General features: G+C 41.4%; 17 protein-coding genes and 1 tRNA gene. 10 read left to right on the top strand and 8 right to left on the bottom strand.

The features are described 5' to 3' along the window. Positions 1–35: 35 nt before the first annotated feature. From DEF30_RS04425 to DEF30_RS04415, 3 genes are all read right to left on the bottom strand, one after another. Positions 36–467 (bottom strand): hypothetical protein, encoded by a 432-nt coding sequence (locus DEF30_RS04425; protein WP_294096882.1) that lies wholly within the window; start codon positions 465–467, stop codon positions 36–38. Between the two features lie 64 nt (positions 468–531). Continuing rightward, entirely contained in the window at positions 532–1,242 is a 711-nt protein-coding gene (locus DEF30_RS04420) for a DUF4367 domain-containing protein (protein WP_294096880.1), read from the bottom strand. Then, positions 1,235–1,729: an RNA polymerase sigma factor gene (locus DEF30_RS04415; protein WP_294096878.1), complete on the bottom strand. Its 495-nt coding sequence runs from the start codon at positions 1,727–1,729 to the stop codon at positions 1,235–1,237. Before DEF30_RS04415 ends, DEF30_RS04420 begins: the two co-directional genes overlap by 8 nt. A 172-nt stretch (positions 1,730–1,901) precedes the next feature. Between DEF30_RS04415 and DEF30_RS04410 the strand changes: the two genes are divergently transcribed. Beyond that, the gene (locus tag DEF30_RS04410; RefSeq protein ID WP_294096876.1) at positions 1,902–2,408 is read left to right on the top strand and encodes a hypothetical protein; all 507 of its coding nucleotides are present in this window, start codon (positions 1,902–1,904) and stop codon (positions 2,406–2,408) included. A 65-nt stretch (positions 2,409–2,473) separates the two neighbouring features. Here DEF30_RS04410 and adhE read toward each other — a convergent pair whose 3' ends face one another. Next, a complete protein-coding gene (gene adhE, locus DEF30_RS04405; RefSeq protein ID WP_294096875.1) occupies positions 2,474–5,140 on the bottom strand; it encodes a bifunctional acetaldehyde-CoA/alcohol dehydrogenase in 2,667 nt (888 codons plus the stop codon). Between the two features lie 467 nt (positions 5,141–5,607). On the opposite strand from adhE, the gene thiM (DEF30_RS04400) reads away from it, so the two are divergent. From thiM (DEF30_RS04400) to DEF30_RS04390, 3 genes are all read left to right on the top strand, one after another. Then, complete coding sequence (gene thiM / locus DEF30_RS04400) at positions 5,608–6,447, top strand: hydroxyethylthiazole kinase (RefSeq protein ID WP_294096873.1); 840 nt, start codon at positions 5,608–5,610, stop codon at positions 6,445–6,447. A 10-nt stretch (positions 6,448–6,457) separates the two neighbouring features. Further along, on the top strand, positions 6,458–7,288 hold the full coding sequence (gene thiM, locus DEF30_RS04395) for a hydroxyethylthiazole kinase (protein WP_294096871.1): 831 nt from the start codon (positions 6,458–6,460) through the stop codon (positions 7,286–7,288). A 113-nt stretch (positions 7,289–7,401) separates the two neighbouring features. After that, a tRNA-Thr gene (locus tag DEF30_RS04390) sits at positions 7,402–7,477 on the top strand. A gap of 495 nt (positions 7,478–7,972) precedes the next feature. Here DEF30_RS04390 and DEF30_RS04385 read toward each other — a convergent pair. Together DEF30_RS04385 and DEF30_RS04380 are read right to left on the bottom strand one after the other, a co-directional pair. After that, complete coding sequence (locus tag DEF30_RS04385) at positions 7,973–11,122, bottom strand: ABC transporter ATP-binding protein/permease (protein ID WP_294096870.1); 3,150 nt, start codon at positions 11,120–11,122, stop codon at positions 7,973–7,975. A 679-nt stretch (positions 11,123–11,801) separates the two neighbouring features. After that, positions 11,802–13,184 (bottom strand): transglutaminase domain-containing protein, encoded by a 1,383-nt coding sequence (locus DEF30_RS04380; RefSeq protein WP_294096868.1) that lies wholly within the window; start codon positions 13,182–13,184, stop codon positions 11,802–11,804. Positions 13,185–13,454: 270 nt separating this feature from the next. On the opposite strand from DEF30_RS04380, the gene DEF30_RS04375 reads away from it, so the two are divergent. The 4 genes from DEF30_RS04375 to DEF30_RS04360 are packed head-to-tail and all read left to right on the top strand — an operon-like array spanning position 13,455 to position 17,967. Continuing rightward, positions 13,455–14,843 carry an SLC13 family permease gene (locus tag DEF30_RS04375; protein WP_294096866.1) on the top strand — a complete coding sequence of 463 codons (1,389 nt, stop codon included), beginning with the start codon at positions 13,455–13,457 and terminating at the stop codon, positions 14,841–14,843. Positions 14,844–14,857: 14 nt separating this feature from the next. After that, positions 14,858–16,216, top strand: a complete 1,359-nt coding sequence (locus DEF30_RS04370; RefSeq protein WP_294096865.1) for a condensation domain-containing protein — start codon at positions 14,858–14,860, stop codon at positions 16,214–16,216. Then, complete coding sequence (locus DEF30_RS04365) at positions 16,188–17,702, top strand: AMP-binding protein (RefSeq protein WP_294096863.1); 1,515 nt, start codon at positions 16,188–16,190, stop codon at positions 17,700–17,702. The genes DEF30_RS04370 and DEF30_RS04365 overlap by 29 nt, the downstream gene beginning before the upstream one ends. Further along, entirely contained in the window at positions 17,683–17,967 is a 285-nt protein-coding gene (locus DEF30_RS04360; protein WP_294096861.1) for a phosphopantetheine-binding protein, read from the top strand. The genes DEF30_RS04365 and DEF30_RS04360 overlap by 20 nt, the downstream gene beginning before the upstream one ends. A gap of 104 nt (positions 17,968–18,071) precedes the next feature. On the opposite strand, the gene DEF30_RS04355 is transcribed toward DEF30_RS04360, so the two are convergent. Next, entirely contained in the window at positions 18,072–18,935 is an 864-nt protein-coding gene (locus tag DEF30_RS04355; protein WP_294096859.1) for a DUF368 domain-containing protein, read from the bottom strand. 339 nt (positions 18,936–19,274) lie between these two features. Here DEF30_RS04355 and DEF30_RS04350 point away from each other — a divergent pair, with 339 nt between their 5' ends. Both DEF30_RS04350 and DEF30_RS04345 read left to right on the top strand, forming a co-directional pair. After that, positions 19,275–20,705 carry a DEAD/DEAH box helicase gene (locus tag DEF30_RS04350; RefSeq protein WP_294096857.1) on the top strand — a complete coding sequence of 477 codons (1,431 nt, stop codon included), beginning with the start codon at positions 19,275–19,277 and terminating at the stop codon, positions 20,703–20,705. A gap of 208 nt (positions 20,706–20,913) precedes the next feature. Continuing rightward, positions 20,914–21,396: a hypothetical protein gene (locus DEF30_RS04345; protein WP_294096855.1), complete on the top strand. Its 483-nt coding sequence runs from the start codon at positions 20,914–20,916 to the stop codon at positions 21,394–21,396. Positions 21,397–21,452: 56 nt separating this feature from the next. Here the strand turns inward: DEF30_RS04345 and ade are convergent, their stop codons facing one another. Next, positions 21,453–23,189, bottom strand: coding sequence for an adenine deaminase (ade, locus tag DEF30_RS04340; RefSeq protein ID WP_294096853.1), 1,737 nt, complete (start codon positions 23,187–23,189; stop codon positions 21,453–21,455). Positions 23,190–23,261: the final 72 nt, after the last annotated feature.

The raw sequence follows: 23,261 nt of genomic DNA, 5'->3' as shown, positions 1-23,261 counted from the left end.
TCGATTATAGAAATCTTAATTTACAAATCAGGAAGTTAGTAAATTACTTGTGGTGTTGTTTTACTATCAGTTTCAATTAATACACCGTTTTTATACAAATAAGTTGTAGTCTTATACCTATAAGATCCTTTTGATACAGCTATACTTCGTGTAAACAAATTCTCGATACTATCATTTTTGTGAGACCAACTTAAAATAGATATCCATTGACCGTTTTTGTATTGCTGGATAGAGCCATAGACATGTATTGAGTCAATGTTAAAAGCTGTAACATGAGTTGTACACTCCGCAACCCCTTCAGAAGTAATTTCAAACCAGTTGCGGTACGTGTTGAAATAAACGTACTGTACACTAATTAAGTTTTCCGTATTTGATATGGTATCTACACCGGAAGCAGTTATTGGTGTATAGAAAAATGAAACAATAAGTAACATACAAACAAAATATTTACTTAATCTTCGAAACATAAAATCACCCCCCTTCACTATATAAACAATGAGAGGGGGGATTTGTTACACTGAAAAATAAAAATTATTTATATTTAATACTTTCTGCAATTTTGAGTATACTTTCTTTAGTTATAGATCCAATAATAAGGAACTCGTTGTGATCATTTTGCCAAAAGAGCATTGTTTTATCTTCTTTTAAAATTAACATTCCTGTATATCCAGAAATATCAACTTCAGTAATCTCAGCATTCTCTATATCTATATTGTAATCTCCCTGTGTTTCATATTGTATGAATAAAATATTCTCAATCCCATTTGAATATGTCAAACTAATTATGTCCCGAGTCACTTTATGAGCGCTATAAGAGTATCCTTTGAGCATAACTGTGGGATAATAGTAGTGATTAATATCTAGCATGGGATCAGATTGAGCCATAACTTCATCATAATAATAGAATCTCGTGAAGGATTCTTTCATCTCAATTATAAATTTGTATATATAATTTCGATTAGCTTCTACTGATAGAGATGATACTGAAAAAATACTAATAATGACAACTAAAATAATTGCGATTTTACTTAAGTTCAATCTATTAATATTTTTATGATATCTTTTTTTATGTGATTTTCCCCACTGTATAAATGTTTGGCTAATAGTAATATTATTAATGGCATCTTTGCTATTTTGTAGATCTTCTAAAAGATTATCAATATGAGATTCTCCGAGAGACTTAAATACTGAATAATAAAGATTATCAGTATCTGTAGTTGTATCATCTCTTCTTTTAGTCATTTAAATCGCCTCCTAATACTTGTTGAAAGGCTTTTCGAGCGCGGGAAAGTTTAGTTCGAACATTTCCTTCTGATATATTTAAAAGATTTGCAATCTCACAATCAGTATAATCATAAGTGTACTTTAAAGTTAAGATATCGATATAACTTGAATTTAACTTATTCATTATACTTGAAATTTTTTTTCTATCTTCTGAACGAAGAATATTTAACTCTGGATTAAATAAATTATTGTCAAATAATGATTGATCTATTGTATCTATACTGATCTCATTCCTGCGTTTTCGTTGATTATATATATTATATGAGAGTCTTCTTACAATAAGCACTAACAGACCTTTTGTTTTTCTTGATTTAATATCGGTATTCTCATCAATATGGTTAGAGATCTTAATTAATGCAGACTGAACTACATCTTCAGCTTCATAGAGATCATTGAGTATCGAATGCGAAGCGTAAACGAGTTCTTTTGAATACAGTATAAACATTGTTTCTAGATGGTTTCGTATAATATCATCATCTATAATAGTCAAAAATAACAATATGTCACCTCGAATATATTTATTTAATATATACTATTTGAAGCTTAAATTTTTACGTGGTAATATACCTAGTATAATATGTGATTAATTGAGATTCAATAACTATGTGAGGTGAGAGATGGCTAATCAAATAATCGATTATAGTTATATTACATGGGGAGACTGGAGACATGGTGCTACTTCGGGGGTGTTTCCGAAGGAAAAGATTGGAGGAAAGTATTACAAACTCTCTGCTTATAGTGCAGATGTCGGGATATACGGAATCCAGAGCATTAGTGAGGTTATAGCCAGCAGAGTAGCAAAGATACTCCGTATAGATTGTGTAGAGTATCGATTGGTGCTAGCTACGGTGAGGTTCACCAATAAGGAGTTTGAGACAGTATTGTGCGAGAGCGATGACTTTAACCTCAGAAATGAGGGCATTATGGTGTTTGAAGATCTTTATAATTCAAGAGTACGTGGCATAGGTGAGATACCGCCTCTTGAATTTTCCCGTGAGATAGGGATCCAAGACGAGGTTTATAGGATGTTCGTCCTCGACTACTTGATCAATAACATAGATAGGCATGGAAGAAATATAGAGATATTGGTGGATGATAGGGGTGATGCCTATGAATGTCCATAATCCAGCAAAAAAGCCGTCACAAAACTCTATCTAGTTTTGTGACGGCACCTTCATTTTATACTCTATTACTTTCCGTGGAATGCATTCAGATACATTTCCTTGATCTCAGAAATAAGGGGATATCTTGGGTTTGCACCAGTACACTGATCGTCAAAGGCCAGGTGTGACATTTCATCCAAGGACTCCAAGAATTTGCTTTCAGAAATTCCCATGGATTCAATGGTTTTTGGCATTTCCAGCTGTTCTTTCAGGTTGTCTAATGCATTCAGGAGAAGCTCCACTTTTTCTTCATCCGTGGTTCCACCTAACTGAAGATAATCGGCAATTCTTGCATAACGGTAGGTGATATTTGGATATTTGTACTGAGGGAAAGCAGCCATTTTGGTTGGGCTTTCCTCTGCGTTAAACTTAACCACCTCGTTGATGAGCAGTGCGTTGGCAAGTCCATGAGGAATATGATGGAAAGCGCCCAGCTTATGGGCCATGGAATGACATACCCCAAGGAATGCGTTGGCAAAAGCCATACCAGCCATGGTGGAAGCATGAGCCATCTTCTCACGTGCCTTTTCATTGGTTTGTCCTTCTGTATAGCATAGAGGCAGATACTTGAAGATCAAACGGATGGCTTCTAAAGCAAGACCGTTGGTATACTCAGACGCCAGCACTGAAACATAGGCTTCTATGGCATGAACCAGAGCATCAAACCCGGAAGCGGCTGTGAGTCCTTTAGGGATGTTCATCATAAGCTCTGTGTCAATGATGGCCATGTGCGGCGTCAGTTCATAATCTGCTAAAGGATACTTGATCCCTGTGACTTCATCGGTGATAACTGCAAAAGGAGTCACCTCAGAACCCGTACCAGAAGTGGTAGGCACTGCAATGAAAGTGGCCTTCTCACCCAGCTTAGGGAATGGATAGATTCTCTTTCTGATGTCCATGAATCTCATGGCAAGATCTTCAAACCGCACTTCTGGATGCTCATAAAGGGTCCACATGATCTTGGCTGCATCCATGGGAGAGCCTCCACCTAGTGCGATGATGACGTCAGGCTGATAACTGAGCATTTCTTCAGCGCCTTTTCTAGCGGTTCTTAAGGTTGGATCTGGTTCTACGTCCATGAAGATCTTGAAATCAACCCCTTGTTCCTCCAGGACTTTAATCATCTGATTGCAGTACCCCAGGTTGTAGAGAACTTTATCTGTTACGATATAGGCCTTCTTTTTTTTCAGCTCACCTAGTTCCCGAAGAGCTACCTCCAAGGCACCATATTTAAAATAGATTTTTTGGGGAACTCTGAACCACAGCATATTCTCTCTCCTCTCAGCAACGGTTTTGATATTCAGAAGGTGCTTTACTCCAACATTCTCACTGACAGAGTTTCCGCCCCAGCTTCCGCATCCCAGCGTTAGAGAAGGTGCAAGTCTGAAATTGTAAATATCTCCGATGGCTCCCTGGGAGGAAGGCATATTGATGATGGTTCTTCCGGTTTTCATGCGTCTTCCAAAAGCATCCATACGATCCTTGGAACGGATCTGATCGGTATAGAGCACCGATGTGTGTCCAAATCCACCCAGCTTCACAAGAGCATCTGCCTGGTTAAGAGCATCCTCGAAGGTGGAAGCTCGGTACATACCAAGAACAGGAGACAGTTTTTCGTGAGCGAAAGGCTCTTCCTCTGTGATCTCTTCCACTTCACCGATGAGCACCTTGCTGTTTTCAGGAATTTCAAGACCTGCAAGAGCTGCGATTTTATACGCGCTTTGTCCTACAATATCAGCATTGAGAGCACCGTTTTTGAGAATCACCTTTCTTACTGCCTCGGTTTCTTCAGAACTCAGAAGATAGGCACCACGATCTGATAGTTCCTTTTTCACTTCGTCGTAAACACTGTCTATGACAATGATGGACTGTTCGGAAGCACAGATGACTCCGTTATCAAAGGTCTTGGAAAGAAGGATGGAGCTTACGGCCATTTTGATGTGAGCAGTCTCATCGATGATGGCAGGTGTGTTTCCAGCACCTACGCCGATGGCAGGTTTACCTGAAGAGTAAGCCGCTTTCACCATGCCAGGTCCCCCTGTGGCAAGAATGATATCAGAAGATGACATGACTGTCTGTGTCATGGCCAGAGATGGAGCATCAATCCATCGGATGATGCCTTCGGGAGCACCAGCTTTCACTGCGGCATCAAGAATGACCTTTGCTGCTGCGATGGTGGAGTTCTTAGCTCTGGGATGTGGGGAGAAGATGATGGCATTTCTTGTCTTTAAAGCCAAAAGAGCTTTGAAAATGGTGGTTGAAGTAGGATTCGTTGTTGGTATTACGGCAGCGACCACGCCGATAGGTTCAGCCACTTTCTGGATACCAAAGGAAAGATCCTCTTCGATGACTCCACAGGTTTTATCGTTTCTGTACTGGTTATAAATATATTCAGAGGCAAAGTGATTTTTGATTACCTTATCTTCTACTATGCCCATACCGGTTTCTTCTACGGCCATTTTGGCTAAAGGGATTCTATGATTATTGGCAGCCAGTGCAGCCTGTCTGAAAATCTCATCCACTTGTTCCTGGGTGTAAGTTGCATAGAGTTGCTGCTGCTTTCTGAGATCTTCCATGGCAATCTGGAGTTCTTCTACGGTGGTGATTGGTGTCATTACATCCACATCCTTTGTTAAATTATTGACAATACAAGGATACCACCAGAAAACTGTATCGTCAATGGGATTCCTCATAATTTTGTTAAATATATATCGATATTATGACAAAATTAAAATTAAACGGTTTCATTTTAACAAATGTAGCAAAAACAATGAAATATTCAGCAAATAGAAATCAATTTACAGAAAGTAATATTTGCATATAAATTGATTTTTATGCGGGTTTTGTATCAAATTATGTTAAAAAATTAACTAATAGATGAGATTTTATATTTTGTCAATGATTCAGGTCAGGTGTTTCTATTATGAAAAAATAAAGGGGATCTTTTCGGGTTGAGGTTCAGGCAGTTTGCACAAAAATAAGGATAAGAATTCCCTGAAGACTCCATAAAAAAACAAATATGGAGAGAAAGTGATGAAGTTAGTTTAAAAACTATGTGATTTTTTTGAGACGAGATTGATTTTCAGGAGGGAGGTTCTATATAATGTGCTCTCGTGCAGAGGTTGCACTATGAAAAACGAAAATTTCGGAGGAAATGAAAATGAGCCATATAGATCAGATCATTCATCTTATGGATGAAGCAAAGAAAAAGAACCCCCTAGTGGACTTTCTTATTAATTATGTGACAGCCAATGAACTGACCAGTATCACATCTTATTTCGGAGGAACTCCTGTTATGACAGATGATCCTATCGATGCGGCTGAGGTAGTGGAGTATGCGAAGGTAGATGCTTTGGTGTTCAACATCGGAACCGTAACCAATAAGCAGGTCAATGCTATGATTGAAGCAGGGAAGAAAGCGACAGAGCTTAACATTCCAATCATACTGGATCCTGTTGCAGCAGGTGCGACACCTTTCCGCTCCGCATCCATCAGAAGAATGCTGGAGGAGCTGAAGATTTCTGTCATCAAAGGAAATCTGGCGGAAGTGAAGGCATGCCTTGGTGTGGAGACTACTTCCAAGGGCGTAGACTCCAATGAGGATGAAAGCGAAGCAGAAAAGTATGTGGTTGCTCTGGCGAAAAAATACAACTGTGTGGTTGCCATGACTGGCATTGAAGATGTCATCAGCGACGGCACAAGGGTTGTACGAATCAAGAACGGCTCCAAGAACCTGCCTAAGGTCATCGGAACCGGATGCACCATCGGCGCTCTTGTGGGTACTTTCAGTGGTGTTACAAAGGATTACTTCTACAGCGCCATGACTGGTGTCATCATCATGGGCATTGCTGGTGAGATTGCGGATACCATGGTAGAAAAAGGCGAAGGATACTATACCTACAAGCATCATCTTTTGGATACTCTTTCCATTCTCAGCAACGATGCTGTAAGAGAAAGAGCGAATATTGTAGATGTTGCAGCGGAAGACATTGCGGTTTAAGGAGTTTTAAATGAATCTGAGAAATCATGTAGAGAAGCTCTACGCACAGAAATTCGAGGAGAAATATCCTCTGGTCTGTTTTCTGACCAATTATGTGACCGTACTGGATTTGGTGGATATGTGCATTCATTCCGGAGGTTCACCGGTGCTGACGGATGAAATCTCGGAAGCTCATGAAATGGTGGAATATTCTAAGTCCCAAGCGGTGGTCATGAACTTTGGCACCATCAACAGGGAGTATCTGGACATTATGACTTTGACAGGAAAAACTGCCAATAGAGTCCATGTGCCTGTGATTCTGGACCCTGCAGCCATCACTGCCTCCTCTTTCAGAAAGTATGCCATTGAGCATCTTCTCAAAGAGGTAAAGGTGGATATTCTCAAAGGGAACCTTGGTGAAATCAAGTTTATTCTAGGGTATGATACCAAAAACAAGGGAATCGACTCTTTTGAAGATGAAAATGGAGCCGAGAAATACTGTATCGAGCTTGCAGAAAAGCTGGGTACAGTGGTGGTGATGACAGGGAAAACAGACATTATCACCGATGGAAAGAGAATGGCCAAAGTATCCAATGGAGATGCTAAACTGAAGAAAATCTGTGGAGCTGGATCTTCTGTGGCTGCCATCATGGCGACCTATTCAGGTCTCACAGAGGACTACTTCTTAAGCGCCACTGTTGGGTGCGCTGTCATGGGCGTAGCTTCAGAGATGGCGGAAGAAAGAATGAAAGAAAGAGAAGGCATCCGCACCTTCAAGACCTATGTTCATGATGCGGTTTCTATGATGGAAACGAAGGAGCTCATGGACAGGCTGAACCTTATGGAGATTGCTTTAGATTAGAAGAAGAGCATGCTGTGATCAGAATCTCTGGTTTGCAGCATGCTTTTTTCTTCAGACCATTGCAAAATTTTTCTGAATCCCTTAAGATATATAGGTATCGATGATACAGGTTTGCTACTATGGCTCAGTCGGTAGAGCAGCTGATTCGTAATCAGCAGGTCGGCGGTTCGATTCCGCCTAGTAGCTCCAAACTAGTAATTGCAATGATTTTGATGATTCAAGTCATTGCTTTTTTTTATTAGGGAAAAAAGTAAATCAGCTGATTTAAGATATTAAGGAGTGATGTTTTAATGAAGAAGATTTGCAGGAGAAACGCCAGAGGAGTTATTAGCATTGAGGAGCTATATAATGAGTTTATAAGTTCCAGAATAGTCAGCCCAGTTCATACCGTTAACGAATCCTCTTAGTAAGTTACTTAGGAATTATATTTGTGATTTTGGATTGAAGGAAGAGGATTTTCTCTTTCCAACAGTAATGGTAAGGCTTAGTTGTCATGCCCATAAAACAACGCTACTGGACTCGCGTTCATATTTTTGAGTTTTTGTAAACCTATGAATATCCTATGAATATCAATAATAATGAAAAAAAGCCGTAACAAAACTAGATTATCTATTTTTGTTACGGCTCCTTTTTAGCACCTTAAAATTAGAGTATAGGTTTTTCGGTTCGTATTTCAGTGTGTAGTTATTCACTTCTCAAAGCTTCTACTGGATCTTTATTGGCAGCAGATGAAGAAGGAATTAAACCTGAAACAAAGGCTAAGAACATACTAATGCCAATTAAAACTCCTACTGCTGTAGGTTGTAAATTTGCGATGTTTGGAATATTAAATTGATTATAGACGATAATATTTGCAATAATGCTGATTCCATAAGTGACTAATATCCCAAAAGTCCCAGCAGCAAAACCAATGATTAACGTCTCGGCATTAAATACCCGTCGAATATCTTTTTTACTTGCGCCAATTGCTCGCAAAATTCCAATTTCTTTGATTCGCTCCAGTACGGATACATAAGTAATTACACCAATCATAATTGATGAAACCACCAATGAAATTGAAACAAAGGCCACGAGAGCATATGAAATCGTATCAATAATCGTTGTCACAGAGGATAAGATTGCAGCGATTAAGTCAGTATAATTAACAACTTTATCCACTTCGCCTGCATTTATCTTTTCTGTATTATAGTCTTCGATGAATTTCACAACACTTTCTTTGGTGGTAAAATCTTTTGGATACAAATTAATTGTAGTAGGATCATCCAAATCACGATAACCTAAGAGATTTAAGTTCGAACTTTGGCTAATTTGTTCACGTTGGCCAAAACTACTAATCAGATTAAAGAATTCATCTTCCTCAATGTTAAATTGGAAAGCATCTGTCAATGCGTTGGTATCAAAATTTACAGCATTTTGAATATTACCAGCTATGTTCCCAATTTCTGCTTGGAACTGTCTAGTAACATCAGCTTGCACCTTACCGAGTAATTGATTGAAGCTGGTACTGATGTAGGTTGTAAAGTAATTCTGTACAATATCAATTAAGGTTTGCGTAATATTTGCATTGCTGTTAACCTTTTCGAAGTCTTGAATCAGCTGAGCTTGTACTTCTTCACTTTCAATGTATACTTCAAAGTTAGCAACCCAGTCCTCGAGTTCTGTAACTTGCTGCTCATTTTGAGTCGCTACAAAGTCTTGGAGTACTGACACTAAAATGACTTGGATCTCTTCTACAGGTACATCAACTTGTGTTGCAATACTTTCAGCAAGCACATCTAATTGTAAAGCAGGTAAGTCCGACGCATCCACATTGATATTGAAATTGGAGAAGTTAATATTAAGTGCCGACTGATCAAAGCTAAAGGCGTTTTGAATCATTTCTTGATCCACAGTAATGAAATCTTCTAAGTTGAAGACTTCACTTGGAGCGAATTCTTGTTCATCATCGAAACGTTTCCCAGTAAAGACATTTAATTCTTTGTCTTCTATCTGTTGCTGCACGATATCATAGCGGGCAGCTTCTGTAATTAAATACTGAGTTAGTTCACTAGAATAGTGGAGTCCTGAAGAGAGGACAGGGTTATTCGTATCCGGCTTAGCTCTTACGATTCCAACAACCTCTAACTCCAGGGCAGATTCAATCACAGCATCCATATATTTCTTATCCTCTGACCGATCAACCCAAAGGTTAAAATTGTCATCATAAGTGTACTTTTCAGCTGGATTCACTAATTTAAAGGTCACATCCATTATTTCCTGAAAATTAATTTTATCTTTCTTATCTACTTCCACTTCGATATTTTCGTCATTGACGAAATTCTCAAACATATTTTTTAAATCTTCTCGATCTTTGAGGCCTAATGCGTACATGGTTGTATCAGTGAGTGAACCGCTATCTGTTAAGACAACCACGATTTCATTGATTTCTGTGGCCCATTTCCCTACAAGGACATCGTATTGGTCTTCAAATAGTGAAATATCACCAGGGAGTTCGTTAAAGTTTTGCCTTCCAAAATCACCGGCCCCTGAGATTAAATCCAGTCCAGCCGGACTACCAAAATTAAATTGAGAAAGAACAGTATCAGGATTTACTTGTCGAACAGCATCAGCTTCATTCTCTAAATAAATTTGGGGTGTAATCCCATATTTGTATTGAATGTTTTTAACGTAGGGATCAATTTCGCTTTGATTCGTTTCTAAATGTTCTTTAAAGCTTCTTAAATCATTTTTATTTTGAAAGGAAAAAAGTGACGTCACCGTATTTAAAATGGGAACTTCATCTACTGGTCTTTCAACTTCTTGGGTTTGCTCATCTATAGCAGGCTCTGGAATGGTTTCAGAAGTTCCTTCTGTTGTGTTTTCGTCAGCATTTCCTTCGCCACCTAAAAAACTTGTGATATCAATCCCTGAAGAGTCGATACTTAGAGGGAAAGCGCTCATTGTTTCTTCCTCAACGCTATCAATATAATTATTGATGCCACTGGCTAAAGCGAGTATGGAAGCTATTCCAAGAATTCCGATGGAGCCTGCGATGGCTGTGATAATTGTTCGACCTTTTTTTGTCAGCAAGTTACTAACAGAAAGTGAAACCGCTGTTAAAAAAGACATTTTCGTCTTAGTGGCTTTAGCCACTAAGGATGCATCCTTAGTCTTAATTGTATAAGGATTTGTATCGCCGATAATTATTCCATCTTTTAACTGGATAATACGATTAGTATACTTATCTGCCAGCTCTGGGTTATGGGTAACCATGATGATGAGTCTATCTTTTGCAATGTCAACTAAGAGGTCCATCACCTGGTCAGCAGTTGTACTATCAAGTGCACCTGTGGGTTCATCCGCTAGTATGATTTCCGGGTCATTGATCAAGGCTCGTGCGATAGCCACTCTTTGCATTTGTCCACCAGATAACTGTGTCGGTCTCTTGTGGATATGGTCGCCTAGACCCACTTCTTCCAATGCTTCAATGGCCCGTTTTCTCCGCTCATTTGCCGATACCCCACTTAATGTCAGGGCTAGCTCAACGTTTGCTAAAGCGGTTTGATGGGGTATGAGGTTGTAACTTTGAAAAATAAAACCGACACGACTGTTTCGATATGCATCCCAATCAGCAGACTTATATTTCTTAGTAGAAATGCCTTCAATGATTAAGTCACCTTCATCATAACGGTCAAGTCCTCCAATAATATTTAACATGGTGGTTTTACCAGACCCCGATGCTCCTAATATTGAAACAAACTCATTTTCTCTAAATGATACGGAAACTTTATTTAAGGCATTCTGGACAAAATCTTTTGTACGATAGGATTTTCTTATATTTTTAAGCTCTAACATCTCTACACCTTTCTTTTTTTTTCTAAATTGGAGCGGATTACGGGTCTATGGAACGACAAACCGTTAGGAGACAAATCTACTTACATAGATTCTAGTCCGTAGCTGGACTACTTTTCCTTATTAAGCAATAGTTGTTAGCATTCTATATAAAGCTTGTGTCATTGTAAAAAATGCATGACTTCATTTGATGTTAAGCCAATAAATACAGATGTCGATTCAAGTGGTAACTACTCTAAGGTTCTAAATTCATTTTATATTTTATTTCATAAAATAATTGTAACTTCAAAGACTTACTAAAAGCTTAATTTAAAGAATTTTCTTATAATTTTCCTTTGCTCCTTAAGATTTAGGTCCAGATGCATCACATTCTTGACACACGATCACCCTCATAGGTTCCGTTGCTCTTATCATAGATTTCTTTGATCTCATCAGCATACATCTTTTCCTTCTTCCTTCCGTTTCTTCCAGTCACAGTATCCACTGCGAGAAAGTTTCATGAATCCATATGGATTTATCGTTACATATCCTAATGGGTTACGGGAAGTGATACTAAGATATAACAAGTAAAGTTTCGGATTCGTATTCAGCAGGTCGCCGGTTCGATTCTGGCTAGTAGCTCCAAAGAAAAAACGTCAGTGAATGATCACTGGCGTTTTTCTTTTGCAGATCAGAAGATTCATCAGTTCATGAGAAGAGACCTTGCCATCCACTGAAGCCTCAAAGAGTAGCGCTTCTCAGTACCCGTGGTGAAAGAGAATGGCCTAAGATCGAGAGTTTTTAAGAGGTACTCCTCCTGATCCAGTTCCTTTTTCAGATAGTAAGTCAGATCAGAGCCTTTAGCAGAGATCCCGTATATGAAACCATCCTGTGGGCTCTTGGTGAAGATCTTTATGGTTTTATTTGTGAGGGGATCCATGGAGTAAATGGAGGCGTGGTCATGAAAATAGATGATGTTCTGGGCTTTTAGGAGTGTGCTGTAATTTTTGGCATAGTGGCCCATCACATCCTCTATGGGAGACCACAATCTGGTCAGGCGATTTCCATAACGGAAAACACCTCTTTCAAAATTATAGAAGAGTAGAGCGCCATCTCCATCGATACCGAGCCATTCCTGTTCTGTGGGAATCAGACCCGTTTGGATGGTTTTATAAGAGGATTCATCATACATAGCGTCTGTGGCTGGATAAGGAGAGATCCAGTTTTTATGAACGGGCTCTACGTTTCTCATGGCGTCATCGCTAAGAAGAAAGAACCTGTGATTCACTCTGCCTGGCTCATCGGGCTGGGGGTCGCCCCAGGTGGCGTCCACATGATAGTACTGTCCATTCAAACGGATCAGGTTCCAGGCGTGATTCATCTCTTTTGAATAGATGTAGTGGGTCTCGATTCCGAGATAATCCCTCATGATGAGCGTATATGCGGATGCATACCCCTGACAGACTGCTTGGTTTTCTAAAAACACACCATAGACAGAATAGAGGGAGTCCTTTTCACCAGGGGTATAACTGGTTTCCAGAATCAGCTTGTCATAGACATAAAGTGCTTTTTCAAAGTCGGTCCAGCCTTCCTCAAGCTCTGAGAGAAACAGGGTAATCTTTTCCTTCAGCTCCTTTTCCATGACCGGAATCATGGACTTTGGATAATAGTAATCCAGGTTCAACTGAAGGACCTCATTATCCTCGCTGATCAGTGCTGAGGTACTGTAGCTGAGATAGAAAAAATGAGGTGTCTCATTATAAAGCCTATAGTAGATTTCAAAGGCTTGGCTGCTGGAAAGATGAAACTCCTCCAAGGAAACCGTGTCTTCATAGGCTGCTACAGCTTGAAGAAACCGGGTTTTGATTTTCTCATAATCAGACTCCCTATACATCGCGGAAGTGCCCCTGGAGGCCTCAGCAGACAAGAAGGACCCGGAAGAGACAGCTGCATTGGGAGAAGCTTCCGTGTGTTCCTGTACTGTTTCCTTTACCTTCTTCGTATCTCTGGGAGTATTGGATGTCAGGGGAGTAATCAGTAGACCCAGTAGAATCAGTAGAATTACTTTTCGAAGTACTACCTTCATGGCAGATCTCCTTTATAGTGTTTGATAATTTATTATACAGTTGAAGAGAATAGAATAGCTACAAGAAAAAAACGCCATGAATCGTATGGAATCACAAATATTCACAACTGAATAATTTATGAATACAACTATTTTTATTTTAATTTAAAATTAATATCTTCTATTGTTTATTGGTCGTTAAATATTTGACATCAAACGACATAAAACGTAAAATTTTCTTACAAGATATAATATGTTTCCATTCCAAGAATAAACAGTAGGCGGGATTGTATGAAAGCAGAAAAGAAAAGAATTGTTGGGGTCATTGGAACTGTGCTCATGATAGCTGCTGCGCTTCTTGTTTCTGATGCAGGTACTCTTTCTACGGCACCTGTCCGAGGTATCGCCATCCTTGCCGCTGCTCTTCTGATGCTCATTACAGAGCCTATACCGCCTGGAATTGTTGCACCGCTTCTTTTGGTTTTGCTTCCGCTTCTTGGTGTGGTCACTTTTGATCAGTCCCTGAAAAATGCCATGACCACGCTCTTTCTTTTTCTCATGGCCTGTTATGGCATCTCCATGGTTTTACTAAAATCCTCAATCCCAGAAAGGCTTGCTGTTTTTCTCCTGGCAAAGTCCCAGGGGCGCCCTCTTTATGTGGTGGGTGCCTTTATGCTGGGCACTGCGCTCATTTCCTCTGTGGTTTCCAACGTGCCCTGCGCAGTCATTATGACAGGCCTTGCTGCCAGAGTGCTTCATGCCATGGGAGAGGATATGGAGAAGAGTCCTTTGGGAAAAGCGATGATGATGTCTGTGCCTTTTGGGGCTGTTTTTGGAGGGATGATGACTCCTGCCGGAAGCTCACTGAATGTACTGGCCATTACTTTGGTGGAGGAAGCTACGGGACAGAAGGTCCTATTTACAGAATGGATGCTTCTGGGAATTCCATTGGCTTTGGTCCTTATTTTCCTCTCTGTGCCCATACTGACTCTGTTTTTTAAGGTGAAGCCTTTGGAAGGCGGAGTCATGGAAAAAGTCCTGAAGGAGATGCACAATCACGAGAAGCTCTCGAGCTATGACAAAAATGCACTGATGATTCTTCTCGTAACGTTTGTTCTCTGGGTGATGACCTCCTGGGTCCCCTGGCTTAATGTGACGATGGTTTCTGTACTGACACTCACGGTCTTTTTTCTTCCGGGCTTGGATATGCTCACGTGGAAGGAATATTCCAGGGAATGTGGATGGGATACCATTCTCATCTGCAGCGCCATATTGTCCGTAGGTGCAGCTCTAGTGGAAACAGGGGTGACTGCTTTTCTTGTGACGGCCATATCGCCGTATTTCACCAATACAGTGCTCCCGGTTTTTCTCCTGATCATTGCCCTGCTGGTAAACTGGACACATCTTCTTATACCCACTGCATCGGCCATTGTGGTTCTTTATGCTTCAAGCTTTGCGGTTCTTTCAGTTTCCTATGGATATGATCCCAGAATGATCAGTTTTATTGTGGCAGCCATGGCCAGCTGCGTTCTCCTCATTCCTTTTGATCCTGTGGTCATGGTTTCCTATGCCAAAGGATCCTATAAAATGAAAGAGCTCTTTACAGCAGGAACCATTGTATCCACCATCTGGGCCCTACTCCTTGCTCTTTGGATTCCGTTTGCTTTTCTGTTTATCTAGGGGGATACACGTTTATGGAAGATCTGTTTTCACTTTCCATGGCACAATACACACTGATTCTAGGGATGATTTCCCAGACTGATTTTAAGAATCTGTCGAAACTGAATACGCTGACCTGTGCTTTTGAATGGAAAGGGGGCACAGTGGAGAGGCTTCAGAGGATCGGGAATGATCTTATTTCGAGAAATGACTGTTTCCGCCTGGTGCCTGTATACCGTTTCCCGTGGCACTGGCGTCAATACATCCGATCTTTTCAGCCGGAGAAGTTTGAAGTAGTCCCCTTTTACACCGAAGAAGAATATGAGAGCTGGCTTCAAAATGAAAAGGACCGGGGGATCCGGCTTCTGAAAGATCAGCTCTACTCCATCAAAGTGCTGAGAAGAGCGTCGGGGGATCTGACTTTATGGATTCAGATGCATCACTTTCTCACCGATGGTTACAGCATGAAGCTTCTGGCGAAAGAAATCCGTATGCTGAACCGGTGCTATGAGGAGAAGCTGCCTGTGCCTCCTGCAAGCAGCAGCTCCTACAGAGAGTTTGTAGAGAAAGAGAAAGAGTACCGACAAAGCAAAGCATTTAAAGAAGATCAGACCTACTGGAGGGAAAAGCTCAGAATGAGACGGGATTTCTCGTTCCCGGGAGGGAAAAGATCCATGAAGATTGACTGCGATTCAAAATCTATTCTTCTACGGGGAGACCTTTATGAAGGGCTCACCAGTCTTAAGAAAGAGCTGCAGGTTTCTATGCCAAGTCTCTTGGAGTCCATGGCAGCGCTTCTTATATACAGGATTCAAGGGAATACCACCTTCACCTTCGGTACATTGAACTATGGAAGAATGGATGGCAGAAGCAGGCAGACCATGGGATGCATGATGAACTCCCCACCGCTTCTCATTGAAGTGAACCCGGAAGAAACATTTGCGTCCTTTGCGAAAAGAAACTACGAGGAGAATCTGGAGATGCTCCGCCATATCCGGTTCAGCACACTGGATGTGACCCCTCTATCATACGGATTATGTCTTTCCCATGGTCTCAACTTCAACTTCAATTGGATACTTTTCTCCTATATGGATTATGAAGCTGTGTTCCAGGAAAGCTATCCCAAGGGAAGAATGTTCTGGTCCAATACCAATGTCTCTCAGCTTTATGCGGCAATTTTTGATATGCCGAAAAACCATGAGATTTGTTTTGAACTCCGGTATCAGAAAAAAAGATTCCAGGAGGAGAACATCAAAAATCTTCTGGTATCTTATCGTTACCTCATCCGGGATGTTCTGGATCATTCAGGCTTTCTGCTGAAGGAGTTTCTCGAGGAGAAGGAGGGAACATCGTATGATCTTGGAGATGCTGAGAAAAAGAGCACAGTCCAGTGATGTATGTGCCGTTGATATCCATGGCAATAGGATGACTTTTCGGATGCTTCAGGAGCGTTCGGATGCCCTGGCTTCATACTTCTTAAATACACTGGAGCCAAAAGCAAAGGTCATGATCATCGGCGATAAGGAGAACGAGTATCTCTCGGTGATGTTTGCCTGCCTGAAATCAGGGAGAGCGTATGTGCCCATTACGTCATCCTTACCAAAGGAAAGAGCTCTCTTTATCTTGAAAGATTCAGAGGCTTCCTTGGTGATTTCATTTTCGGAGGAAGATTTAAGCCAAGACGAAGTCCCTGTGATCAAAGAATTAGAGCTTCTGGAGATTATATATGAGTACAGGAAGGAGAAGGTTTCAGAAGAGTCCTGGCTTTCCTATGGAGAAATGATGGCGCTGCTTTATACTTCCGGAAGTACCGGAAATCCGAAAGGCGTGATGAATGCCCTGGGGGATCTGGAAAATCTTTTTCTTGCACCGGAGGAGTTTTATATTGGGGGACATCAAGAAAAGGTCATGAACAACTTCTCCTATATGTTTTCAGCCCATATGCAGCATGTCTATCGAACTATGGTTCTCATGGGATCAACGCTTTATGCGGTCCCATCCGACTATCAGAAAGACCCTGGGAAGCTTCTGGATCTCTATCTTAAGATTCAACCGGAGTATCTGGGATTCATTGCCACATCCTGCAGTATGCTTCTGATGGATGAGAGGTTTTCTGCACTCTATCTTCCGAAGGTGAAGTCCATCGCCTTAGCAGGAGAGGTCTGCGGAAAAGAGCTTGTGAAGGAAGTGTTTAGAAGGTTTCCGAAGATCACAGTGAAGATTCAGTATGCCTCGACAGAGCTGACCACGGTAGCCATTGGCTGCACACTGACAAAGGAAGCAGTAGAAGAACTTACGGAAGAGAGGATTCCTCTTGGAAAAGCAGTTCCTTCTATAGAGGCAGTGCTTGTTGATGAAGAAGGAAATCCGGTGTCTGAGGGAGAAAAAGGCGAACTGGTTATCCTCTCCAGTAGACTCTGTGATGGTTATTACAAACTGGCGGAGGAAACGAACCGAGCCTTTTTTGTGACAGATTCTGGGAGGAGAGGATTTCGGACCAAAGATCTTATGATGAAAAAAGAAGGGCTTTATTATTATCTTGGAAGATTGGACAACAGAGTCAAAATTGGTGGATATCGCGTGGAGCTGGAGGAAGTGGAGAGCGCACTCAATGAGGAAGAATGGATACATCAGAGCGTGGTTAGGCCTGTTGTGGATCAGGAAGGTACGGTGAAGTTTCTTGTGGCCTATGTGACCCTTACTTCAAAGTATGAGAACCGGTCGAAGCTGTTTTTGGACATCAGGAAAGGACTGAAAGAGAGGCTTCCTTCGTATATGATTCCACAGAAAATCATAGAAATGGATGTCTTTCCCAAAAACAGCAGTGGGAAAATTGACCGGTATGCCATGAGGCTTCATCATGAGAAGTTATATTCGTAAGGTAAGTAAACAACGAGGGGTGAAGAAAGTGGAAGGAAATGAAATCGTAACGGATGCACTGCTTGAGATTTTTGGATTGGATATAATGGAGCTGGAAGAGGATATGGATCTTCTGGATAACGGGCTTCTGGATTCCCTGTCCATGGTGAATCTGATTATGTATCTTGAGGTTCGGCTGGGAAGAAGAATTGACAGAAAAGATTTCTGTATGGAGGATCTGAGAAGCGTATCCAGAATGAGAGCTTTTTTATCAAGTCTTCAGTGAGACTTGATAGGATGACCCTGCCTCATGTAGGGCTTTTCATAGTAGAAAACACCTGATTTCGAACAAGTTGAAATCAGGTGTTTTAGTATGGATTAATTTTATAATTATTTCTCTCCAAGCTTCATGGAGATGTAAAAACCTATGGTCAATGCTATGGCTGCAGTAAGTATCATCATGGGTGTTATAGATGCCAAAGAGATTTCATGGAAGATTGCCACAGGTGATGCGGCTACAAGACCGATGATTCCTGCATAAGTGATGGACGGAAACTTCTCAAAGAGCCACTCAATGAGTTTTGCCACAAGTCCTATACCAAGCAGCACTCCAATACCAAAGGGCAGGAGCGGCAGAAAGTTGTCTAATGCAGACTGGAGATTTAAAGAAAGCACACCTCTTATGAATGAAGAGAGGGTTTCTAAAATTCTGTTGTAATAACCCAGGAGTATGAGCACAAGAGAACCGCTGACCCCAGGGATCACCATGGTGGCGGCAGCGATGATTCCTACCACGAAGAGCAGGAACAGGGAAACGGGATCCAGCGAAAATGGACCGGATGCCGCATCGGAGGTTTTAGTGAAGGTCATGAAGACAATGGTCCCAGCCATGATGATAAAGGACAGGACTTCAGGCCATGAAACTTTATAGGATTTTGCTTTATTCCATAATGTTGGTACTCCTCCTAGTATGAGTCCCAGGAAAAGACATGCGGTGGCAAGAGGATATGTCGCCATGGCCCCTTCAATGACAAAGGAGAGAAGCCCAATACCAATCCCTGCTCCAATGACATAAGGTGCTAAGGTTTTTGCACTTTTTCTCCAGTCTTTTCTCACATGGTTCACAGCGCCGATGAGTTCATCATAAGCACCCACAGACACAGCCATGGTTCCTCCGCTGACACCTGGGATGATATTGGCGATGCCGATGAATAGTCCTTTTATGATCGTAAGTAAACTGCTGTTTATTTTCATATTATTTTCCTCGTTTTATATCGTCTATTCTTTCAATTATGTATCTAAGCGTTAAAAAAACACGTATATAGTATAACATCTTCCATTTATCTTTTGGTTGAAGAATTTATGAAATTTGGCCATAGAAATAGTTTTCAGATATGGAGACAGGATCTTTTATCCATGGGGGTGCCTATAGAAAATGGTGCAGGACCCTATAAGATCCAACGCTGAAAGATTATGAGAGAAAAGAAGTTTGCATTGTAACGGAGAATTGCATATAATGAAGGGATGCTTTTTTGATACAAGAATGAAAGGTAATATTGAGCTGCATGAGGCAGCTATAGGAGATAATAACAAATGGAATTTAAAGACATAAAAATGGATGAGGAGATTTTAAGGGCGGTCAATACGCTCGGATTTCTGAAGCTTACGGAGATTCAGGAAAAAGTGGCGCCGCTGGCTCTGGCGGGAGAGAACATTCTGGGCGCTTCTTCCACAGGAAGTGGAAAGACCATAGCCTTTCTTATGCCTGTTCTCGAGAGAACAGACTGGGAAGAGCAGAAGGCCAATACGCTAATTCTGGCGCCATCCAGAGAGCTGGCCATTCAGATCAAGAATGAATATGATGCACTGGGCAGATACAAGAAGCTCCGCTGTGTGGCTCTTTACGGCAAGCAGCCTATGAAAGAGCAGCTTCTGGATATGAAGAGCAGATATCAGGCCATCAGCGGGACTCCCGGAAGAGTACTGGATCACTTAAAAAGAGGAACCATAGATCGTGAACGGATCGATACCCTCATCATTGATGAGGTGGATGAGCTTCTGGATAAGGGATTTCATGATGAAATGATGGAAATCATTGGACATCTGCCAAGTATCAAACAGACCATGATGTTTTCAGCAACCATCACAGAAGAGGTCAAATCCTTGGCAGAATCGGTGGCGCCCAGGTATAAGACCATTGTGGCCACCACCGATGAAGAGCTGAAAATCACGGAAACTCATTATAAAGTGGAAGAAAAGGATAAGTTCAAAGCCCTCCTGTCTCTTCTTTATGGAAGAAGACCCCAAGGGATGATCATCTTCGTCAACACCAAAGAACAGTGCGGAAAACTCCATAAAAAGCTGGAAGAGGCCAATGTGGATGCCCTGAAGATTCATGGCGGCATGCTTCAGAAAGACCGGGAACTGGCCATGAAAAGATTCAAACAAAAGGAAGTGCCTTATATGGTTGCTACAGACGTGGCAGCAAGAGGCATTGATGTGTCCTTTCTTGAAATTTCCCTCAGTTATGACTTTCCGGTGGAAAAAGAAAGCTATGTGCATCGAAAAGGAAGAGTGGGTAGGCATTTCAAAGAAGGGCAGGCCATCTACTTTGTCACTGAATATGATGAGAGAAAAGTCCGGGAGGTGGAGGACTTTGTAGGCTATACATTTGAAGAGCCTTTAGAAATGGATTATAAGCCTTTCCGGGAAGAAAAGGATGCGTTCCGGGAGTTCCAGAAGAATCTCAGAAGATCCAGACCCAAGAAAAAAAGTACTCATGCGGATATTACAAAGCTCTATATCAATGGAGGAAAAAAGAAAAAAATCAGAGCCATTGATATTGTGGGAACGCTATGCTCCATAGAAGGGATTTCTAAAGAGGATATCGGAATCATCACCGTGGAAGACCAAGGGTCCTATATTGATATTCTCAATGCGAAAGGAACCCTAGCCTTAAAGGGACTTCAGGAGAGAAAGATCAAAGGCAAGGCTCTAAAAGTCGAACTTGCGAAAAAACTATAGAATTTTTGTATGCAGTAAGGGCAGGATTTTATGATCTGGCCCTTCTTTTTTAATAATCTGCGATTTTTTCGACATTCATATATATCATCAGCGGTGAAACAATACTTTCACATAATGTTATCGTGTTTTTATTATTATCTTTCATGAAGTATGATATACTTAGGTATGAGAATTTTTAGAATATTATAAATGGCCTGAGGTGAAAGAAATGGAAGTACACGAGAACGAAAGAAGAGAACTGTTGAAAGAAAAAAGAATGATGGAGATCAAAGCGTTAAAGCGGCTTCTCAGCCAGCATGACGAGTTTTTCAATTTCATCAATCTCCATGATGTTTGGTACAGATGGATTGCCGGACGGTACTCGGTCACCAGCATCGATAGTATGGGAGAGACCCTCATTGAATATCTTTGCAAGTTCTGCAGAGAACATGGAATTTTGGATCACAAAGATATGAGCTCCCAAAGAATCCTGGTTCTGGACTATAAGGGTGTAGAACTGATGCTTCGCAAAACAGACGGAAAAGATGAATTTTCAGCAATATCTCTTGTGGATGTTCCACACAACTTCAAAGTCATTTCATGGGACCGTTTCTACAGCTTTTTGGAAAAGGAGCTGTTTCTCTGGATGGAAGATCCGGAGTCCTTGGAAAAAGATATTTCAATAGAAGATCTTACATATTTAAGAGAATAGAATACCATTGAAAGAAAAGACCTGGCGTGCCAGGTCTTTTCTCATATCAACTCTAGTTATTGCTGCACCTCTTCATCAAAGGTGATGAAAGTCTGCTGATTTGTGTCAAAAAGTCCTTTGTCGGTGATTTTCAACGTGGGGATCACCGGGAGTGTGAGGAAGGATAGGGTCAGGAAGGGATTGAAGTCCAGCTCATCAAAGAGCATCTTCTCCATCTCTCGGACTTTATGAAGCTTTTCTGTGATTTCCTCTAAGGGCGCACTGGACATGAGACCACCGATTTCTAGGGGGAGCTCCGCCAGTATTTTTTTGTTCTCCACAAGAACCAGTCCGCCACCGATCTCTTCGATCCTTCGGACGGCAACGAGAAGATCCTCATCATTGACACCCAATGCCACCAGATTATGGGAATCATGGGCGATGGTGGTGGCCACTGCGCCGCTTTTCATTTTGAATCCTTTGACGATGCCTTTTCCCATATTGCCATGGTTTCCATGACGTTCCATGACAAAGAGCTTTGCCAGATCTGCCATGGGTCCAATGTTCACTTCCTGATTTATTGGTGTTTCAAGCACCAGATGATTTGTGAGAAGGCTATTGGACAGTATTTCAATCACATGGAGAATCCCTGTGCCTGATACCATGGAAAGATCCTCCAGAGTCAGTTTTTTTAGTGTGACTGTGCGGGGAAGAGCGGGCAATGGATGATTTTTATAAGGGAAGATCACCTCTTCTTCCTGAAACACACAGTGGCCCTTCTGATACACGGAGTGAATATGGAAGCTTTCCAGGTTCTTTAGGACCACAAAATCCGCCTGGTATCCTGGAGCTACAGCGCCAAGGTCTTGCAGGTGATAGCAGGTGGCTGGATTTAAGGTGGCCATTTTTATTGCATCTATGGGATCCAGTCCAGATGCGATGGCTTTTCGGATCATGGTGTCAATGCTGCCGTTTTCATAAAGATCATCAATATAGATGTCATCGGTGCAGAAAGTAAAGCGGTGATGGTTGTTTTTGTTTACCACTGGCAAAAGCGTATCAAAATTCTTCGCCACGGAGCCTTCTCTGATATGGACATAGAATCCTTTAGAAAGCCTGTCTTTGGCTTCTTCTACGGTAGTGCATTCATGATCTGTTGAAATGCCCGCCACGCGGTAAAGATTATTGTCCATATCACTGAGACCTGCCCCGTGTCCATCGAGAGTCTTGCGGTGCTTTTTTGCATCCATAAGTTTTTGAAGCACATCATCTCTAGTGGTCTTCACACCGGTAAGATCCATCATTTCTGCAAGCCCTGACACACGATGATCCTCATAGTAAGGAGCCAGGTCCTCGGCACGAAGGATCGCACCTGATGTTTCGTGGATGGTTGCGGGAACACAGGAGGGCAGCATCATCTGAAAGGTTACAGGAAGATTTTTGGAGGACTCCAGCATAAAATCCAAACCCTTGGTGCCAAGAACGTTTCCGATCTCATGAGGGTCCATGATGACGGTTGTGATGCCATGCCTGATGGCGGCTTTTGAAAACTCCTTTGGGGTAGCCAAAGTGGATTCAATATGGATATGAGAATCGATGAGACCGGGTACAACTATTTTTCCTTTCAGGTCCACCACGTGATTGGATTCATAGCTTTCGCCAAAACCCACAATCATCCCATCGGTCACTGCAAATGTAACATCTTCCAGAACTCCACTGAACACGCTGAGCACTTTTCCACCTGTAAACACGGTATCACAAGGGATGCTGGCATCAGCACTTCTGAGAAGGTTACGAAATTTGTTTTTATTCAAGAACTCCACCACCTGTCTTTAATTATCTGATTTTTATTACTATAGGGGAAATGAGATCGGTTTGTCAATGAT

Source organism: Proteiniclasticum sp., assembly GCF_003514505.1.
GTDB lineage: Bacteria > Bacillota > Clostridia > Clostridiales > Clostridiaceae > Proteiniclasticum.
This window is presented reverse-complemented; position numbering and strand designations above follow the sequence as displayed.

Coding starts and splice junctions, on each gene's coding strand:
- DEF30_RS04425 (WP_294096882.1), bottom strand. CDS start 467: ATGTTTCGAAGATTAAGTAAATATTTTGTTTGTATGTTACTTATTGTT.
- DEF30_RS04420 (WP_294096880.1), bottom strand. CDS start 1,242: ATGACTAAAAGAAGAGATGATACAACTACAGATACTGATAATCTTTAT.
- DEF30_RS04415 (WP_294096878.1), bottom strand. CDS start 1,729: ATGTTTATACTGTATTCAAAAGAACTCGTTTACGCTTCGCATTCGATA.
- DEF30_RS04410 (WP_294096876.1), top strand. CDS start 1,902: ATGGCTAATCAAATAATCGATTATAGTTATATTACATGGGGAGACTGG.
- adhE (WP_294096875.1), bottom strand. CDS start 5,140: ATGAGGAATCCCATTGACGATACAGTTTTCTGGTGGTATCCTTGTATT.
- thiM (WP_294096873.1), top strand. CDS start 5,608: ATGAGCCATATAGATCAGATCATTCATCTTATGGATGAAGCAAAGAAA.
- thiM (WP_294096871.1), top strand. CDS start 6,458: ATGAATCTGAGAAATCATGTAGAGAAGCTCTACGCACAGAAATTCGAG.
- DEF30_RS04385 (WP_294096870.1), bottom strand. CDS start 11,122: ATGTTAGAGCTTAAAAATATAAGAAAATCCTATCGTACAAAAGATTTT.
- DEF30_RS04380 (WP_294096868.1), bottom strand. CDS start 13,184: ATGAAGGTAGTACTTCGAAAAGTAATTCTACTGATTCTACTGGGTCTA.
- DEF30_RS04375 (WP_294096866.1), top strand. CDS start 13,455: ATGAAAGCAGAAAAGAAAAGAATTGTTGGGGTCATTGGAACTGTGCTC.
- DEF30_RS04370 (WP_294096865.1), top strand. CDS start 14,858: ATGGAAGATCTGTTTTCACTTTCCATGGCACAATACACACTGATTCTA.
- DEF30_RS04365 (WP_294096863.1), top strand. CDS start 16,188: ATGCTGAGAAAAAGAGCACAGTCCAGTGATGTATGTGCCGTTGATATC.
- DEF30_RS04360 (WP_294096861.1), top strand. CDS start 17,683: ATGAGAAGTTATATTCGTAAGGTAAGTAAACAACGAGGGGTGAAGAAA.
- DEF30_RS04355 (WP_294096859.1), bottom strand. CDS start 18,935: ATGAAAATAAACAGCAGTTTACTTACGATCATAAAAGGACTATTCATC.
- DEF30_RS04350 (WP_294096857.1), top strand. CDS start 19,275: ATGGAATTTAAAGACATAAAAATGGATGAGGAGATTTTAAGGGCGGTC.
- DEF30_RS04345 (WP_294096855.1), top strand. CDS start 20,914: ATGGAAGTACACGAGAACGAAAGAAGAGAACTGTTGAAAGAAAAAAGA.